A 16,868-nucleotide genomic window follows, 5' to 3' on the forward strand; every position below is an offset into this window, starting at 1 on the left:
GGGCCTGGCCGGACGGCGGTGAACGGTGCTTCCGGCTCAGCGGCACAACGAGATATAGGCCGAGGTCGCCTGTGCCGTGAGCACGGTCATCATGGCGATGATCTGCGCGCCGGTGGCGCGCGGATGCAACAGCAGAAAACGGTTGTTGCTGGGGCCGGCCGGGCGGCGGGCGGCGGCGGAGCACAGTTCACCGTCGTCCGCGGCCAGCACGGGCGGTGCCGGGTGATCGGGATCCCATAGCTGCCGGCGCATCAGTCCATGCTGCGGCCCCCCGGCGATCAAGCATTCGACGATCTGTTCCATATGCGTTCCCCCTTGCGGAAACGAGGCCTGGGCCTCGCCTGCCACGGAAAGCAGGGGACGGGCCAAGCGTGGCATTGCAACGTGCGATGGATCACGTTTTCTACGTGAATCCCATTTAGTTACGTCAATTCGACGTGAAACGAGGCCGCGGGACGCCTGCAAGAAGTACATCGACTTGCAAAAACCGCTGTGCCGTAAACGCTTTCACGCTGCGGCCGGATCCGCTGCGACGCGCGCGGCGCCCGTGTCGGGCACGCATGGCATGGCTGTTGCGTCAAGCGAAGTGACGTTTCGCGGCATAAGGAGCTTCGCGATGTCCATGCCATCCGTTCGTTTTGCGCGTTACCTGTTCGTCGCCTGCGCATGGGTGTGCCTCGGCGCGGCCGCCCAGGGCGCCGAGCCGCCGCCGTTGTCGCGCGGGGACCAGGCTTTCGTGGCGCGCGCCACCGGCGACAACGCGTTCCAGATCGCGCTGGTCCGCCGTGTGCTCGGCCAGGCGCCGTCGAACGCGGCGCGCGAACTCGCGCAGCACGTGCTGGACGATCACACGCGCCTGAACGTCGAGCTGGCCAGGCTGGCGACGCGCCGGCTCACGCAGGGCGCCTCGCCGCCATCGCCGGTGATGTCCACGCGCGACATCGACCAGCATCTGGCCGGTCTGCAGGGCGCGGCGCTGGAGCAGGCGTTCGCCGGCCTGATGATCCGCGACCATCGTGGCGTGATGCCGGTCTTCGAGCAGGAAGCGCGCGCGGGCGACGACCCGCGGCTGCGCGCATTCGCATAGTCAGCGCTGCCCGTTCTGCAGGGACACCTGGGCATGGCCGAGGCGTTGACGAAGTCGGCGGGCGCGCGGCAGGAGAGCAGGGGCTCGGCGAGCAAGGCGCAGAACAAGGGACCGCCGCGCGGCTGGAAGACGGCGGACAAGGCGACGAACGCGCACTGACAGCCTGATCGCCAGGCCTGGACAGCTTCTTTCCAAATGAGATAAGTTCTCATTTGTGCGGCGGCCATCGGCGGCCGCCGCTGTCTCTTCGATACGGCTGCCAGCTCCAGGGACGCTGCTCCCGCGCCAGCCCGCCGCGTGATTCCACGCTAGGCAAAGGACTGGTTCCCGCATGTTCCGCATCCACCCGCTGGCCGCCGTCATCGGCGCGCTGTTGTCCGTTCCTGCTTTCGCGGCCGAACCGGCCGCCTCGCCCGCCGTTGCCCTGGGCGACGCCACCGACCTGCCGCGCGTGCAGGTCACGGCGCTGGCGCCCTCCATCCAGCTCAACGCGCCCGGCACCATTTCGGTGATCGATCGCGTGCGCATGGATCGCCATCTGGACGTCTCCATCCGCGACCTCGTGCGCTACGAGCCGGGCGTGTCGGCCATCGGCAACGGCGGCCGCTTCGGCTTGGACAGCTTCAACATCCGCGGGCTGTCCGGCAATCGCACGCGCATCGAGATCGATGGCGTGTCGATGCCCGCCTCGTTCGGCGCCGATGTCGCCGGCGGCAGCTTCCGCGCGGGCCGCAACTTCATCGACCTGGACCAGCTCAAGTCGGTGGAGATCGTGCGCGGCCCGGCCTCGGTGCTGTATCCCTCCGATGCGCTGGGCGGTGTGGTCAGCCTGCGCACCAAGGACCCCGCGGACTATCTGCGCGACGGCCGCGACACGTACGTCGCGCTCAAGGAGCTGTACGACAGCAGCGACCGCAGCCTCACCTCCACCGTCACGCTGGCCGGCGGCAATGCGCGCAACGGCATCCTGTTCGTGGGCAACCACCGCGAAGGCCACGAGCTTTCCAACCAGGGCGACGTAGGCGGCAGCGGAGCCGCGCGCACGCGGCCGGATCCGCGCTCGTACGCGCTGGACAGTTTCCTCGGCAAATACGTGCACACCGCCGACAGCGGCCGCGCCGACCGCGTAACGCTGGACGGCTCGCAGACGCGTACGCGCACCGACTCGCTTTCCAGCATCACGCCAACCGCCGGCTATTACCGTTCGCAAGACGAGAACATGCGCGTGCGCGCCAGCGCGGGCCAGTGGTTCCCGCGGCTCCGCGGTGCGCCCGCCGACACGCTGGACTGGAACGTCTATTGGCAGAAGAGCCGCGCGCGCACCAACACGCAGACGGAAACCGCCACCGTCGCACGCTACTTCCAGAGCCTGCCGCTGCAGGAAAAGACTTATGGCGGCAAGATCGTGGCGGTAAAGACGCTGGGCGAGGATAGCGGCGTCGCGCAGACGATCAGCTACGGCGCCGAGCTGTCGCGTACGGAGGCCGAGTCCTACGCGGGCGGCTACGGCGTCAACAAGCGCACCGGCGCCACGGGCAGCGGCAAGGCGTTCTTGCCCAGCAACTATCCCTTGCACCTGATCCCGGAGAGCAAGACCGACCGCTACTCCGCCTTCGTCCAGGACGAGATCGGCCTGCTCGGCGGCCGTCTGGAGCTGATACCCGCCGTCCGCATCGACCGCTACGCGTATCGGCCCCAGGACGACGCGCTTTATGCGGCATACAACCCCGGCTACGTGCGCCGCGACTACACCAAGACCCATGCCTCGCCCAAGCTCGGCCTGCTGTGGCACTTCAACGGCACGCTCAGCGCCTATGCGAACTACGCACAGGGCTTCCGTCCGCCGCTGTACAGCGAGATCGGTGGCGCGTGGAACGAGCAACCGTTCCCGGGATTCAACATCGCCTTCCTGCCCAACGACCGCCTGAAAGCCGAAACCAGCCGCGGGCTGGAACTCGGCTTGCGGGGCAAGGGCGACGCCGGCTGGTTCAACGTGGGCGCGTACTACAACCGCTACCGCGACTTCATCTGGTCCGGTTACCAGCTCAAGGCCGCGCAGGTGCCGGACTGGGTGCAGGTGTATCCGGGCATGAACCTGTTCTACCAGGCGGTGAACGCGCGCAAGGCCTACATCAAGGGCGCCGAAGCCAGCGGTGCGCTGCGCCTCGCGCACTTCAGCGATGCACTGCGCGGCTGGTCGCTGCGCGGCAGCGTGGCGGTCGCCAGCGGCCGCCTGATCGAGCCGGGCGCCAGCGGCTACAGCCCGCTCAATACGGTGGACCCGGCCAAGGCCGTGCTTGGCGTTGCCTACGACGCAGAGCGCTGGGGCGCCGAGCTGATCGGCACCGGTGTGCGCCGGCACAGCCGCCTGAGCGATGCCTCCGCGTTCCGGCCGGGCGGTTACGCCACGCTCGATGCCTACGCGCACTACGCGCCGCTGCCGAACCTGGAGCTCTACGCGGGCGTGACCAATCTGGCCGATCGCAAGTATTGGGATTGGGGCAGCCTCAACAGCGGCGCGCTCGGCAACCTCGTCAGCGGCAACGGGATCAACGACACCGGCACCGACGGCGTGCCCGCCGACCGTCTCACCATGCCCGGCCGCGCCTTTAGCGTGGCGGCGCGAATCGCATTCTGAAAGGAGCATCGAGCATGTTGAACGACATCGCCACCCACACCGCGCCGTCGCTGCCAGAACTGCTCGACGCCTGGCGCCGCCTGCGCGAGGAACAGCCGCAGCTGCGGGCCCGCGACCTGGCCGCGCGCCTGGGCGTGAGCGAGGCCGAACTGGTCGCCAGCCGCTGCGGCGACAGCGTTACGCGCCTGCAAGGGCCTTGGGCGGAGCTGATCCACGCCTTGCCAGTGCTTGGCCGCGTGATGGTGCTGACGCGCAACGAGAGCTGCGTGCACGAGAAGAAAGGCAGCTTCCGGAACATCGAGATCGGCGGCGCCATGGGCGTGGTATTGGACGAGGCGATCGACCTGCGCCTGTTCCTGCGGCATTGGGTGTTCGGCTTCGCCGTGCGCGAGGAATCGCGCGGGCGCTGGCTGCGCAGCCTGCAGTTCTTCGACGGCGACGGCCGCGCGGTGCACAAGGTCTATCTCACCGAGCACAGCCGTGCCGACGAGTGGGCCGGCCTGATCGGGCGTTTCGCCGCGCCGGTGCAGTCGCCGCTGCTCGAACTCGCCGACGTCGAGGATCCGCTGCCGCGGCGACGCGGCGACGAAGCAGTGGACGTCGCCTCGCTGCGCGAACATTGGCGCCGGCTGCGCGATCCGCACGATTTCTTCGCCATGTTGAAGAAGCACGAGGTCACTCGAACGCAGGCCTTGCGCCTGGCCGGCGACGAATTCGCGCGGCGCGTCGGCGACGGCGCCATGCGTACGGTACTGGAACGCGCTGCAACCACTGGCCTGCCGATCATGGTGTTCGTCGGCTCGCCCGGCGTGGTGCAGATCCACACCGGGCCCGTGCATGACATCAAGACGGTCGGCCCCTGGCTCAATGTGCTGGACGAGGATTTCAACCTGCACCTGCGCGAGGACCACATCGCCGAGAGCTGGGTGGTGCGCAAGCCCAGCCCGGAAGGACAGGTGACCTCGCTGGAGCTGTACGACGCGCATGGCGGGCAAATCGCCCAGTGCTTCGGCAAGCGCAAGCCGGGCACGCCGGAACTGGCGGATTGGCGTGCGCTGGCCGAAAGCCTGCCGGGCGCGGAGGTGAGTCATGGCTGAGCGCACCCGTTGCTGGATCGGCGCGGTCGCGCTCGCGTTCTGCGCACAGCTGTCGCCGGCATTCGCCGCGGAGGCGCCGCGCGTGGTCGCCCTGGGCGGCGACATCACCGAGACCGTGTACGCGCTGGAGGCGCAGGGCGCGCTGGTCGGCGTGGACAGCACCAGCCAATGGCCGGCGGCCGCGCACGAACTGCCCGACGTCGGCTACGTGCGTCAGCTCGCCGCCGAAGGCGTGCTGGCCTTGCGGCCGACGCTGATCCTGGCCACGCACGATGCCGGCCCGCCGCCGGTGATCGCCCAGCTCCGCGATGCCGGCGTGCGCATCGAACTGATGCCGACCACGCGCACACCAGAAGGCGTGGCCGCAAAAGTGCGGGCGGTCGGGCACGCGCTCGGCCGGGATGCGGCGGCGGCTTCGCTCGCGGCGCGGCTGGCGTCGGCGTACGCGGCGCTCGCCCAAGCCGTCGCGGCCATGCCGCGCCATCCGCGCGTGCTGTTCCTCATGGCCACCGAGGGCAGCCCTAAGGCGGCCGGACGCGAAACCGCCGCGGCCAGCGCGATCGCGCTGGCCGGCGGCACCCATGCCGGCGACGGCTTCACCGGTTACAAAGCGGTATCGCCCGAGGCGCTGGCCGCGCTGGCGCCGGACGTGATCCTGCTGATGCGGGAGCGCGAGGAAGCGGTCGGTGGCGTTGAAGGCGTACTTCGCCTGCCGGGCGTCGCCTTGACGCCCGCCGGGCGGCAGCGGCGCATCGAGTTCGTGGACGGCCAGGCGCTGCTCGGCTTCGGCCCGCGCAATGCGGAGCACGAACAACGATTGCAGCGCCTGCTGGCGGATCTGCGCCCGTGAACAGCGTGGCACTGCCGCGGGCACGTGCGTCTGGCCCACGCCCGTGGGCGCTGGGCGGACTGGCCCTGTTGCTGCTCGCCGCGGCGATCGCCGGCATGGCGTCCGGCGCGATGCCGCTGACGGCCGCCGAGGTCCTCGGCGCGCTGCTGCGCTGGCTGGATGGACGTCCCGCGCAGGGCGACGACGCGGTGGTGCTCATGCTCCGCCTGCCGCGCGTGTTGATGGCCGCGCTGGTCGGCGCGTCGCTGGCCTGCAGCGGCGCGACCATGCAGGGCCTGTTCCGCAATCCACTGGTGGAACCGGGCCTCGTCGGCGTGTCGGCCGGCGCGGCGCTCGGTGCGATCGGCATGATCGTGCTCGGCGGCAGCGTCGTGGCGGCGCTGCCGGCGGGGCTCGGTTCGTTCGGTATTGCCGGCGCCGCATTCGCGGGCGGATTGCTGGCGACCTGGCTGGTGTACCTGTGCGGGGCGCGCCGCCCGGGCGTGGCCACGCTGCTGCTCGCCGGTGTGGCGATCAACGCCATCGCAATGGCGGGCGTAGGCATGCTCACGTATCTCGCGGACGAGCATCAGCTGCGCGACCTGAGCTTCTGGACACTGGGCAGCCTGGGCGGCACGAACTGGGCCCGGCTCGCCGCGGTGGCGCCGCTGATGGCCTTGCCGCTGGCCTGCCTGCCGGGTCAGGCACGCGCGCTCAATGCGCTGTTGCTGGGCGAGCGCGAGGCCAGCCTGCTCGGCTTCGACCCCGCGCGGTTGCGGCGCCGGCTGGTGCTGCTGGTGGCGTTGGCGACGGGCGCGGCCGTGGCGATGTGCGGCGTGATCGGTTTCGTCGGCCTGCTGGTGCCGCACGTGTTGCGGCTGCGCTGGGGGCCGGATCATCGCTTGCTGCTGCCCGCATCTGCGCTGGCGGGAGCGAGCCTGATGATCGGCGCCGATGCGGTGGCGCGTACCGTGGTGGCGCCGACCGAGCTGCCGGTCGGCGTGATCACGGCCTTGCTTGGCGGCCCGTTCTTCCTGTGGCTGCTGATGCGCCTGCGGACGGGAGAGGCGGCATGAACGTGGCGGTGGATTGGCGCGTCGCGTCTGCGCCGGAGGATCGCGTGCTGGAAGCGCGCGACGTGCACCTGAACTATGGCGGCCGGCGCGTGCTGCAGGCCGTGCATCTGCGCGCGCGGCCGGGCCGGCTGCTGGCCCTGATCGGCCCGAACGGCGCCGGCAAGAGCAGCCTGCTCGGCATTCTCGCCGGCCTGCTGCGGCCGTCGTTGGGCGTGGCCACGCTGGACGGTGTGCCGCTCATGCGCTGGCCGGCGGCGGAGCTGGCGCGCCGCCGCGCGATGCTGTCGCAGCGCGTGCAACTTGGCTTCGCCTTTCGCGCGGATGAAGTGGCGATGCTCGGCCGCAGCCTCTACGGTGCCGCTTCGCCCGATGCCGCGGATCGCCGCGTCGTGGAAGCCGCGATGCAGGCCACCGGCACCTGGGAGCTGCGCGCGCGCAATTACCTGGAGCTTTCCGGCGGCGAGCAGCAGCGCGTGCAGCTGGCGCGCGTGCTCGCGCAGGTGTGGGACTGTCGCGACGCCCCGGGCTGGCTGCTGCTGGACGAACCCGAGGCGGGACTCGACATCGCCCACCAGCACGAATTGCTGCGCCACGCGCGCGGCATGGCCGAGCGCGGTTTCGGCGTGATCGCTGTGCTGCACGACCTTTCCCTCGCCGCGCGCTATGCCGACGACGTCGCCCTGCTGGCGCAGGGACAGCTGGCGCGGCAGGGGAGCGTCGAGCAGGTGCTCGACGGCGACGTGCTGTCGCGCATTTACGGGACCGCGCTGAGCTGCGACCGCGACCCGCGGGGGCGGCTGTCGATTCACGCCGCCTGAGCATGCCTGCTGGACGGGCCTCCTGGAGGGGCTTGCTCGCTGGCTGTCGCCGCGCGCAAAAATTTGCCGTCGGCCTTGCCGCTCGCTTCATCCGGCAGGCGGTATCAAGATGGCGTTTTTCGGACGAAGCCCTCGCATGCCGCTCGATCGCCGCGCGTTCCTCAAGCTGGGCGGTGCCGCCGCTCTCGGCCCGCTGCTGCCGGCGGTCGCGCGTGGCGTTGGGATGCCTTCCGCGCAGGCCGGTCCCGCCGACTATGACCTGCGCATCCGTCGCGCCCTGGTCGAACTGGCGCCGGATCGCATCGTTTCGGTCAACACGTTCAACGGCCAGTTTCCCGGCCCGCTGATCCGCCTCAAGGAAGGGCAGCGCGTGACGGTCGACGTGCACAACGACACCGACGTACCGGAACAGCTGCATTGGCATGGGCAGACGGTGCCGGTCGACGTGGACGGCTCCGCCGAGGAGGGCACGCCTTTCATTCCCGCGCGCGGCATGCGGCGGCTCTCCTTCGTGCCAGGACCGGCGGGTTTTCGCTTCTATCACTCGCATCTGGTCGCCGGCGACGACCTGAGCCTCGGCCAGTACGGCGGCCTGGTCGGGCCGGTGTACATCGAGCCGCGCCGCGAGCCGGGCGCCTATGACCGCGAAGTCTTCCTGGTGCTGAAGGAATTCGAGCCGTTCTTCAGCAAAGGCGGCGACATGGCTGCGGATTTCCTGCGGCCCTCAGCGCGCGACCCCAGGCTCGAAACGCAAGGCGAAGCGGCGATGAAAGCTTCGCTGGCGCGGGGCACGGCGCACGGCTACGAAGTGGGCTATCAGTCCTTCTCGATCAACGGGCGCATGTTGGGCCATGGCGATCCCATCCGGGTCAAGGCCGGGGAGCGCGTGCTGTTCCACGTGGTCAACGGCAGCGCCACGGAAAATCGCAGCCTGGCGCTGCCGGGGCATGTGTTCAAGGTGGTGGCGCTGGATGGCAACCCCGTGCCGCGCGCGGCGGAGGTGCCGGTGCTCTGGCTGGGTGCGGGCGAGCGGATCAGCGCGATCGTGACTATGCACCGTCCCGGCGTGTGGGTGCTGGGGGACCTCGCCGATGAGGATCGCGAGCGCGGCATGGGCGTGGTGGTCGAGTACGCGGGTCAGCACGGCAAGCCGCGCTGGGAAAAGCCGGTGCCGTCCGGCTGGGATTACCGCCGCTTCGCCGATCCCGTGGCGCGTCCCGTGGCGCCGGACGAGGTGCTGGATCTGGTCTTCGCCAAGGACAACGCCGCACTCGGCGGTTTCAATCGCTGGACCATCAATGGCGCGGCCTTCGACATGCATGCGATGCGGCCCATGTTCCGCCTGCATCGGGGCCGTCGTTACCGGCTGCGCATGCGCAACGCCAGCGACGACATCCATCCCATGCACCTGCACCGGCACAGCTTCGAGATCGTCAGCGTGGCCGGCCAGCCTGCTGGCGGACTGGTCAAGGACGTCGCCATGCTCGGCGGCTATCAGACCATGGAAGTGGATGTGATCGCCGGGCAGCCCGGGCTGTCGTTGTTCCACTGCCACATGCAGCTGCACATGGATTACGGCTTCATGGCGCTGTTCGAGGTGGCCTGAATCCGGACGTGGCCCATCCGATCGGATGCGCGGTGATCTCAAGCGGTGAGATGCGCCTCGGCGACGCTTGCCGGCTCGTTCCCGGAGAGCCCGCCATGTCGTACGTCGACCGGATGTGCCTGCGCCTGATGGCACCCTGCCTGTTGCCCGCCTGCTGCGGCGCGCTGCTCGCCTGGGCGGCGCAGGCGTGGCTGGATGCGCCGGCCCGCGCCGGCGGCCCGGCGGTGGACCTGGCTTCCTGCCTGATCGTCGCCGGCGGCGCGGCCAGCGTGGGGTTATATGCGGCGCAGGCCGGGCGGCGGCTGCGGTGGCGCCGGGGCAGGGCGGTCGTCTGCTACGTATGCGGCTGTCTGCTGGGGCGTATGCGCACCGGACTCCGGGGGCCGCATCGCGCATGCCTCGGCTGCGGCAAGCGTCATCCCGCCTAGCGGGGACTTCAGCGCACCACCGCCAGCGCATCCCGCGCCGCGATCCATTCTTCGTTGGTCGGCTCGACCGCGACCCGCACGCGACTGTCGGGCGAGGAAATGACCGGCGCGTTGGCCGCGTTGGCGTCCCCGTCCAGCACGATGCCGAACGCCGACAGCCCGCGGCAGACGCGCTCGCGGATCGTGGGGTTGTGCTCGCCGACGCCCGCCGAGAACACCAGCAGGTCCAGTCCGCCGAGCACGGCGACCATCGCGCCGATCTCGCGCACGATGCGGCGCACGTACAGCGCGATCGCCAGGGCGACCCGTTCGTCGGCCGTCTCGCGCGGCAGCAGTTCGCGCAGATCGGCCGACACGCCGGACAAGCCAAGCAGGCCGGCGCGGTGATAAAGCAGCTGGCCCAGCTCGTGCGCGCTGAGCTTCTCGCTCTCCAGCAGATACAGCACCACGCCCGGATCCAGCGTGCCGCAGCGCGTGCCCATCATCAGTCCGTCGAGTGCGGAGAAGCCCATGGTGGTGGCGACGCTGCGCAGATCGTCCATCGCGCACAGGCTGGCGCCGCTGCCCAGGTGCGCGCAGAGGGTGCGTCCGCGCGCGTGGGCACCGTGGCGTTCGGCCAGCGCGATGGCGAGGTATTCGTAGGACAGCCCGTGGAAACCGTAGCGGCGCAAGCCTTTTTCCCAGGCGTCGGCGGTGAGCGGCAAGACTTTTTCCACGTCCGGCAGGGTGTGGTGGAACGCCGTGTCGAAACACGCCACCTGCGGAATGTCCGGACGCTCGCGCAGCAAAACGTCGATCGCTTCCAGGGCGAACGGCTGATGCAGCGGCGCCAGCGGAATGTAGCTACGCAGGTCGGCCAGCACCTGCGCGTCGATGCGCGCCGGCTGGAAGTATCGGGCGCCGCCGTGGACCACGCGATGCGCGACCGCCGCCAGCTGCCCGCCGCCGATCCGCTCGCGCATGCGCTCGCGGATACGGGCGAGCGCGGCGTGATAAGGATCGGCTTCCTCCAGCGCGATCGAGGTCGCCGGTGTGTCGGTGTCCTGATAGGTGGCATCCGCGCCGCCGATGCCTTCCACCTTGCCGCTCCACGGCGGGGTGCGCGGCAACGGCGATCGCGCGGCGTCGAACAGCGCGAACTTGATGCTGGACGAGCCGCAGTTGAGTACCGCCACCCATGCCGTCATGGCTTCGCCTTTCGGTAGCGATGCGCGACCAGTGCCGCCACGGCGCAGGAGGCCACGCGCGTCTCGCGCGAATCGGCGCGGCTGGTCAGCACGATCGGCACGCGCGCGCCCATCACGATGCCGGCGCTGGAGGCACCGCCCAGGTATTCGAGCTGCTTGGCCAGCATGTTGCCGCTCTCAAGGTCCGGCACCACCAGCACGTCCGCCAGGCCGGCCACGGGCGAGGCGATGCCCTTGATACGCGCCGCGGCGGCGGAGATGGCGTTGTCGAAGGCCAGCGGGCCATCCAGCGTGGCCCCGGCGATCTGTCCGCGATCGGCCATCTTGCACAAGGCTGCTGCGTCCAGCGTGGCCTGCATGCGCACGTTCACGGTTTCCACCGCGGCCAGGATCGCCACGCGCGGCCGCTCCACGCCGATGACGTTGGCCAGCTCCACCGCGTTGCGCACGATGTCCGCCTTCGCGTCCAGATCCGGCGCGATGTTGATGGCGGCGTCGGTGATGATGAACGGGCGCGGGTAGGCCGGCGTATGCATCAGATAGCAGTGCGACATGCGCCGCGCGGTGCGCAGCGGCGAATCGTGCGCGACCACGGCGGCCATCAGCTCGTCGGTGTGCAGGCTGCCTTTCATCAGCGCCTCCACCTGGCAGCTGCCGGCCAGCTCCACCGCACGTGCCGCCGCGGCATGGCTGTGCGGCACGTCGTCGATCGCCAGGCCGGCCAGGTCCAGCCCCGCCTGGCGCGCTACCGCCTCCAGCTTGGCGCGCGGCGCCACCAGCACCGGTTCGATCAGGCCGGCGCGCATCGCGTCGAACACCGCGGACAGGCTGGATTCGTCGCAGGGATGCACCACGGCCACGCGGATCGCGCCGAGCGGACGCACGTAGTCGAGCAAGGTCTTTCCCGCGCTGTCGAGCAGGCGGATCTCGGGCAGGGTGGCACGCGGACGCTCGATACGCTCGGTCGGTGCGATCACCTGCGCTTCGCCCTCGATCGCCACGACGCCATCCTGGTTGGTGCAGGCGCAGGCCAGTGTGAGGCGTTTGCCGGCGGGGTCGCGTGCGGTGACCTGCACGCGCACCGTCAACGTGTCGCCAATGCGTACCGGCGCGTGGAAGCGCAGGGTCTGGCCCAGGTAGATCGTGCCCGGCCCCGGCAGGCGCGTGCCGAGCACTGCCGAGATCAGCGCCGCGCCCCACATGCCGTGTGCGATCACGCCGTGGAAGCGGGTCGACGCGGCGTAGGCCGGGTCGAGATGCTGGGGGTTCACGTCGCCGGAGATTGCCGCGAACAACTGGATGTCCGCCGGCGTGAGCGTGCGCTCGATGGCGGCCGCGTCTCCGATCGCAATCTCGTCGAACACACGGTTACGGATCAGGCGCGGCGCGCCGTCGTCCTCGCGGACGGGCGTCGCTGCGGTCGTCTCAGCATCGTTCATGCGTCACCCAGGGGGCGGAAGTGTGGAGGCGGGAGTGGATGAGAGGAAGGGCATAAGCGGGCGAGCTGCATCATCTTTCCAGCACGTACGTGCCCGGGGCGTCATCGAGCGCCGGGCGATCGGCCGCGCCCATCGCCGGCGGCGATGCGGGCTCGCCCGAACGCGCCTCCAGCCACGCGGCCCAGGCGGGCCACCAGGAGCCGTTCTCGTGCGGGGCCGTCGCGGCCCAGTCGTCGGGCGACTGGTAGGCGCCGTTCGGCGGTCGCGTCGCCAGCTGATAGCTGCGGTGCGGATGGCCCGGCTCGCTGACGATTCCCGCGTTGTGGCCACCGGACGTGAGTACGAAGGTGATCTCGGCCGGCACTTCGTTGTGCAGCTTGTAGACGGAGCGCCACGGCGCGACGTGGTCGGTGGCCGTGCCCACGCAGAACACCGGCAGCCGCAGGTCGCCCAGCGACACCGGCCGGCCATCGGCCGGATAGCGTTCGCTGGCCAGGTCGTTGTGCAGGAACAGACGGCGCAGATATTCGGCATGCATCGCCGCCGGCATGCGCGTGGCGTCCGCGTTCCATGCCATCAGGTCGTTCATGGGTTCGGCATCGCCCATCAGGTATTCGCCGACGAGGCGCGACCACAGCAGGTCGTACGAGCGCAGCATCTGGAACGCGCCGGCCATCTGCCCGGCGGTGAGATAACCGGTGCGCGCCATCTGGTCTTCGAGATAGGCCACTTCGCTGTCGTCGATGAACAGGGCCAGCTCGCCCGGTTCGCTGAAATCGGTCTGCGCGGCGAACAGCGTCATGGAGGCAAGCCGGTCGTCGCCATCGCGCGCCATCGCCGCCGCGCCGATGGCGAGCAGGGTGCCGCCCAGGCAATAGCCGGCGGCGTGGATCTTCCGCTCCGGCACGATCGCCGCGACGGCATCGAGGGCGGCGCGCAGGCCTAGGTCGAGATAGTCCTGCATGCCGAAGCCGCGTTCCTCCACGCCGGGGTTCTTCCAGGACAGGCAGAACACGGTGTGGCCGCGGTCGACCAGGTACTTGATCAACGAGTTCGCCGGCGACAGGTCGAGGATGTAGTACTTCATGATCCACGCCGGCACGATCAGCACCGGTTCGGGGCGTACCTGATCGGTGGTCGGGCCGTACTGGATCAGCTCCGCCAGCGCATTGCGCATCACCACCTTGCCCGGCGTGACGGCAACGTCGCGACCGACCACGAAGCTCTCCGCGCCGCGCGGCGGCTCGCCTTGCACGTAACGACGCGCGTCGTCCAGCCAGTGCAGGAAGCCGCGGGCGAGATTGAGGCCGCCCTGCGACAGCGTGCGATCCAGCACCATGGGATTGGTGGCAGGAAAGTTGCCGGGCGAGCACATGTCCAGCCACTGCCGGGCGGCGAAGTTCACCACGTCCTCATGATGCGGCGCGACGCCGCGCACGCCGCGCGTGGCTTCGTTCCACCAGCGTTCGTTGAGCAGGAAACCCTGCTGCAGCGGCGCGAATGGCCAGGCCTGCCATTCGGACGAAACGAATCGGCGGTCCTTTTCCGGCGGCTCGATGCAGGCTTCGCCTGCGCCGTGGGTCCAGGCCGCGCGCAGCGTGTAGCCCCACCACTGCGCCCAGGTTTCGCCGGCATGCCGCGCCAGTTCCATGCGCTTGCCGGGCGAGCCGAGCAAATGCATGGCCCAGTCCGCCCAGGCCAGGGTCAGCGATGCGGGGGAGACGGAGAAGGTGGCGCGGGCGAGGCCGGCGTGGACGCGTTGGTCCAGGCGCGCGGCGAGCGTGGCGGGCACTGCGGGCGAGGCGACTGGCATGACGATCCTCCCGGCGAAGCGCGCAGGCTTCGCGCCATGGCGTGGCGGTGGACGGCCCCTTGCTGCGAGGCAGCGTAGCATGGCGTTCGGACGGCCATCCGGCTTGCGCAAAGCTAAAGCCTGGCGCGCCGGCATGACGCGCTTGCGACATTTAGCCACGCGATGTTGCGCTGAGCCGTCCGGCTCATCAGAGTTGGCATCGACGAGGCCGTCGCGGCCTCCACTCCCGTCCGGCCCGGGGACACTCTGCCGGACTTCCGCGGGAAACACGGTGCGCATCCCAGGAGCGATGCAGGCATGAGACAGGGGAAGGTCCGGGCGAGGAGCCGAGCCGTCGGAGCGATGGTGTGCGTTGCCACCAGCCTGCTCGCCGGCTGCGTCTCGATGGACCCGCCTTATCGGCAGCCGCCGTCGCCCGTACCCGAACGCTATGATGCCGCCAGCGTTTCAAACGGCGGCGAGTTGGGCGGGGGCGGGCTCGATGCCGCCGCGACGGACTGGCGCGACTACTTCACCGATCCGCATCTGCGTGCATTGATCGCGCAGGCGCTGGAACACAACCGCGACCTGCGCGTCGCCGCCGCGCGCGTGGCCCAGGCGGAGGCGGCTTACGGTATCCAGCGCGCGGACCTGTTTCCCTCGCTGGGCGGGTCGCTGGGCCGCACGCGTGCGAATCTCCCGGCGAGCGCCAGTCCGCTCGGCGTGCCGCTGCGGGTAGACCAGTACAGCGCTGACGTAGTGGTGTCGAGTTGGGAGCTGGACTTCTTCGGACGCTTGCGCGCTCTGAAGGATGCCGCACGCGATACCTATCTGGCCTCTGCCGAAGCGCACCGCGCGCTTGCGCTGAGCCTGGTCGCGCAGGTCGCGAATGCCTACCTCGGGTTGCGCGAACTGGACGAACGCATCGCGCTGGCGCAACAGACGACCGACAGCCGCCGCGAATCGCTGCGCATCTTCAGCCGGCGCGTGGAGGTGGGCGCCACCTCGCGGCTCAATCTCACCCAGGTGCAGACCTTGCTGAGCCAGGCCGAAGCGCTGGTGGCGCAACTGCGCCAGGCCCGCGAGCAACAGGCGCACGCATTGGCGCTGCTGGTCGGGCAGCCGCTGGAGTTGCCGGCGGCGACGGAGCCGCTGGACGAGCGCCATATGCTGGCGGACCTTGCGCCAGGCCTTCCATCGGACCTGCTGACGCGGCGGCCGGACATCGTCGCCGCCGAATACCAGCTCAAGGCCGCCTACGCGAACATCGGGGCGGCGCGCGCGGCATTCTTTCCGCGCGTGACGCTGACCGGCGCGTACGGCAGCGTCAGCGGCGAACTCAGCGGACTGTTCGACGCCGGCACGCGCGGCTGGCTGTTCGCGCCCAGCCTTTCCGTGCCGCTGTTCGAGGGCGGCAAGCTGCGGCGCAACCTGGACCTGAGCAAGGCCCGCCGCGAAGAAGCCGTCGCCAACTATGAGAAGACGGTGCAAGGCGCATTTCGCGACGTGGCCGACGCCTTGTCCGCCCACTACTGGCTGGCCGAGCAGGTGCGCATTGCGCAAGACGCGCTGGATGCGCAGAGCGAACGCGCGCGCCTCTCCAAGCTGCGCTTCGACGCGGGCTCGTCAGCCTTCCTCGAAGTGCTGGACGCGCAGCGCGACCTGCTCAGCGCGCAGCAGCAGCTGGTGCAGGTGCGCCGGGCTCTGTTGTCCAGTCGCGTGAGCCTGTATGCCGCGCTCGGCGGCGGCACGCGCGTTCCTCCCGACCACCCTTCCGACGCCGACGGCGCGAGCCAGCCATGAGCCCGAATCTCAAGCATCGATTGCTGCCCTTGCTGATCGCCGTGGCGGTCCTGGCCGGCGGTTACCTGCTGTGGCGCGCGATGCGCCCGAGCGGCCCGGGCGAGGGCTTCGTCAGCGGCAACGGCCGCATCGAGGCGACCGAGATCGACGTCGCTACCAAGCTGCCCGGCCGCGTGCAGGACATCCTGGTGGACGAGGGCGACTTCGTCAGTGCCGGGCAGGTGCTGGGCCATATGCAGATCCAGTCCCTGGAGGCGCAGCGCGACGAGGCGGTCGCGCGGCAGCAGCAGGCGGTGTCCGCAGTGGCCAGTGCCGAGGCGCAAGTGGCGGTGCGCGAGAGCGACCGGCAGACCGCACTGGCCCAGACGGCCTTGCGCGAAAGCGAGCTGGACGCCGCGCAGCGCCGGCTGGCGCGCTCGGAGACGCTGTCGCGCGAAGGGGCGTCCTCGGTGCAGGAACTGGACGACGACCGCGCCCGCGTGCGCGGCGCGCAGGCCGCGTTGAACGCCGCCCGCGCACAAGTGAAATCGGCCGAGGCGGCGGTGGCGGCGGCGCGCACGCAGGTGCTGGGCGCGCAGTCCACGGTGAAGGCGGCCGATGCGACGGTGGCGCGCGTGAAAGCCGACATCGACGACAGCGCGCTCGTCGCGCCGCGCGACGGCCGTGTGCAATACCGCATCGCGCAGCCGGGCGAGGTGCTGGGCAGCGGCGGTCGCGTGCTCAACCTGGTGGACGTGTCGGACGTCTATATGACGTTCTTCGTGCCCGAGACGGCAGCCGGCAAGCTGGCCATGGGCAGCGACGTGCGCGTGGTGCTGGACGCGGCGCCGCAGTACGTGATCCCCGCCAAGGTGTCCTTCGTCGCCAGCACCGCGCAGTTCACGCCCAAGACGGTGGAAACCGCCAGCGAGCGGCAGAAGCTGATGTTCCGCGTCAAGGCGCAGATCGACCGCGAGCTGCTGCGCAAGCACCTGAAGCTGGTGAAGACCGGGCTGCCCGGCGTGGCCTGGATCAAGCTGGACGACGGCACGCAGTGGCCCGCCAGCCTGGCCGTGCGCGTGCCCTGAC

Annotated in this window: 15 protein-coding genes; 11 read left to right on the forward strand and 4 right to left on the reverse strand. The window is 70.1% G+C overall.

From position 1 onward, the window contains the following. Nucleotides 1-36: 36 nt before the first annotated feature. On the reverse strand, nt 37-303 hold the full coding sequence (locus RKE25_RS11955) for a hypothetical protein (protein WP_311838324.1): 267 nt from the start codon (nt 301-303) through the stop codon (nt 37-39). Nucleotides 304-616: 313 nt separating this feature from the next. On the opposite strand from RKE25_RS11955, the gene RKE25_RS11960 reads away from it, so the two are divergent. The 9 genes from RKE25_RS11960 to RKE25_RS12000 all read left to right on the forward strand — a co-directional run bounded on the left by RKE25_RS11960 (nt 617) and on the right by RKE25_RS12000 (nt 9,579). Next, nucleotides 617-1,087, forward strand: coding sequence for a DUF4142 domain-containing protein (locus RKE25_RS11960; RefSeq protein ID WP_311838325.1), 471 nt, complete (start codon nt 617-619; stop codon nt 1,085-1,087). A 33-nt stretch (nt 1,088-1,120) separates the two neighbouring features. Continuing rightward, complete coding sequence (locus RKE25_RS11965; RefSeq protein ID WP_311838326.1) at nt 1,121-1,246, forward strand: hypothetical protein; 126 nt, start codon at nt 1,121-1,123, stop codon at nt 1,244-1,246. A 172-nt stretch (nt 1,247-1,418) separates the two neighbouring features. Continuing rightward, nucleotides 1,419-3,725, forward strand: coding sequence for a TonB-dependent hemoglobin/transferrin/lactoferrin family receptor (locus tag RKE25_RS11970; RefSeq protein ID WP_311838327.1), 2,307 nt, complete (start codon nt 1,419-1,421; stop codon nt 3,723-3,725). Between the two features lie 14 nt (nt 3,726-3,739). Further along, nucleotides 3,740-4,822 (forward strand): ChuX/HutX family heme-like substrate-binding protein, encoded by a 1,083-nt coding sequence (locus RKE25_RS11975; RefSeq protein ID WP_311838328.1) that lies wholly within the window; start codon nt 3,740-3,742, stop codon nt 4,820-4,822. Next, complete coding sequence (locus RKE25_RS11980; protein ID WP_311838329.1) at nt 4,815-5,672, forward strand: ABC transporter substrate-binding protein; 858 nt, start codon at nt 4,815-4,817, stop codon at nt 5,670-5,672. The genes RKE25_RS11975 and RKE25_RS11980 overlap by 8 nt, the downstream gene beginning before the upstream one ends. Next, nucleotides 5,669-6,727, forward strand: a complete 1,059-nt coding sequence (locus RKE25_RS11985) for an iron ABC transporter permease (protein WP_311838330.1) — start codon at nt 5,669-5,671, stop codon at nt 6,725-6,727. Before RKE25_RS11980 ends, RKE25_RS11985 begins: the two co-directional genes overlap by 4 nt. Continuing rightward, on the forward strand, nt 6,724-7,545 hold the full coding sequence (locus RKE25_RS11990; RefSeq protein ID WP_311838331.1) for a heme ABC transporter ATP-binding protein: 822 nt from the start codon (nt 6,724-6,726) through the stop codon (nt 7,543-7,545). Before RKE25_RS11985 ends, RKE25_RS11990 begins: the two co-directional genes overlap by 4 nt. 136 nt (nt 7,546-7,681) lie before the next feature. Next, complete coding sequence (locus tag RKE25_RS11995; RefSeq protein WP_311838332.1) at nt 7,682-9,151, forward strand: multicopper oxidase domain-containing protein; 1,470 nt, start codon at nt 7,682-7,684, stop codon at nt 9,149-9,151. A gap of 95 nt (nt 9,152-9,246) precedes the next feature. Then, the gene (locus RKE25_RS12000; protein ID WP_311838333.1) at nt 9,247-9,579 is read left to right on the forward strand and encodes a hypothetical protein; all 333 of its coding nucleotides are present in this window, start codon (nt 9,247-9,249) and stop codon (nt 9,577-9,579) included. 8 nt (nt 9,580-9,587) lie between these two features. Here the strand turns inward: RKE25_RS12000 and RKE25_RS12005 are convergent, their stop codons facing one another. From RKE25_RS12005 to RKE25_RS12015, 3 genes are all read right to left on the reverse strand, one after another. Beyond that, nucleotides 9,588-10,766: an acetate/propionate family kinase gene (locus RKE25_RS12005; protein WP_311838334.1), complete on the reverse strand. Its 1,179-nt coding sequence runs from the start codon at nt 10,764-10,766 to the stop codon at nt 9,588-9,590. Continuing rightward, the gene (locus RKE25_RS12010; protein ID WP_311838335.1) at nt 10,763-12,205 is read right to left on the reverse strand and encodes a bifunctional enoyl-CoA hydratase/phosphate acetyltransferase; all 1,443 of its coding nucleotides are present in this window, start codon (nt 12,203-12,205) and stop codon (nt 10,763-10,765) included. The genes RKE25_RS12005 and RKE25_RS12010 overlap by 4 nt, the downstream gene beginning before the upstream one ends. Nucleotides 12,206-12,275: 70 nt before the next feature. Beyond that, nucleotides 12,276-14,018 carry an alpha/beta fold hydrolase gene (locus tag RKE25_RS12015; protein ID WP_311838336.1) on the reverse strand — a complete coding sequence of 581 codons (1,743 nt, stop codon included), beginning with the start codon at nt 14,016-14,018 and terminating at the stop codon, nt 12,276-12,278. A 297-nt stretch (nt 14,019-14,315) separates the two neighbouring features. On the opposite strand from RKE25_RS12015, the gene RKE25_RS12020 reads away from it, so the two are divergent. Both RKE25_RS12020 and RKE25_RS12025 read left to right on the forward strand, forming a co-directional pair. Further along, nucleotides 14,316-15,800: an efflux transporter outer membrane subunit gene (locus tag RKE25_RS12020; protein ID WP_311838337.1), complete on the forward strand. Its 1,485-nt coding sequence runs from the start codon at nt 14,316-14,318 to the stop codon at nt 15,798-15,800. Next, nucleotides 15,797-16,867 carry an HlyD family efflux transporter periplasmic adaptor subunit gene (locus tag RKE25_RS12025; RefSeq protein WP_311838338.1) on the forward strand — a complete coding sequence of 357 codons (1,071 nt, stop codon included), beginning with the start codon at nt 15,797-15,799 and terminating at the stop codon, nt 16,865-16,867. The genes RKE25_RS12020 and RKE25_RS12025 overlap by 4 nt, the downstream gene beginning before the upstream one ends. Nucleotide 16,868: the final 1 nt, after the last annotated feature.

The organism is Dyella sp. BiH032 (assembly GCF_031954525.1).
GTDB lineage: Bacteria > Pseudomonadota > Gammaproteobacteria > Xanthomonadales > Rhodanobacteraceae > Dyella_D.

Coding starts and splice junctions, on each gene's coding strand:
- RKE25_RS11955 (WP_311838324.1), bottom strand. CDS start 303: ATGGAACAGATCGTCGAATGCTTGATCGCCGGGGGGCCGCAGCATGGA.
- RKE25_RS11960 (WP_311838325.1), top strand. CDS start 617: ATGTCCATGCCATCCGTTCGTTTTGCGCGTTACCTGTTCGTCGCCTGC.
- RKE25_RS11965 (WP_311838326.1), top strand. CDS start 1,121: ATGGCCGAGGCGTTGACGAAGTCGGCGGGCGCGCGGCAGGAGAGCAGG.
- RKE25_RS11970 (WP_311838327.1), top strand. CDS start 1,419: ATGTTCCGCATCCACCCGCTGGCCGCCGTCATCGGCGCGCTGTTGTCC.
- RKE25_RS11975 (WP_311838328.1), top strand. CDS start 3,740: ATGTTGAACGACATCGCCACCCACACCGCGCCGTCGCTGCCAGAACTG.
- RKE25_RS11980 (WP_311838329.1), top strand. CDS start 4,815: ATGGCTGAGCGCACCCGTTGCTGGATCGGCGCGGTCGCGCTCGCGTTC.
- RKE25_RS11990 (WP_311838331.1), top strand. CDS start 6,724: ATGAACGTGGCGGTGGATTGGCGCGTCGCGTCTGCGCCGGAGGATCGC.
- RKE25_RS11995 (WP_311838332.1), top strand. CDS start 7,682: ATGCCGCTCGATCGCCGCGCGTTCCTCAAGCTGGGCGGTGCCGCCGCT.
- RKE25_RS12000 (WP_311838333.1), top strand. CDS start 9,247: ATGTCGTACGTCGACCGGATGTGCCTGCGCCTGATGGCACCCTGCCTG.
- RKE25_RS12005 (WP_311838334.1), bottom strand. CDS start 10,766: ATGACGGCATGGGTGGCGGTACTCAACTGCGGCTCGTCCAGCATCAAG.
- RKE25_RS12010 (WP_311838335.1), bottom strand. CDS start 12,205: ATGAACGATGCTGAGACGACCGCAGCGACGCCCGTCCGCGAGGACGAC.
- RKE25_RS12015 (WP_311838336.1), bottom strand. CDS start 14,018: ATGCCAGTCGCCTCGCCCGCAGTGCCCGCCACGCTCGCCGCGCGCCTG.
- RKE25_RS12020 (WP_311838337.1), top strand. CDS start 14,316: ATGAGACAGGGGAAGGTCCGGGCGAGGAGCCGAGCCGTCGGAGCGATG.
- RKE25_RS12025 (WP_311838338.1), top strand. CDS start 15,797: ATGAGCCCGAATCTCAAGCATCGATTGCTGCCCTTGCTGATCGCCGTG.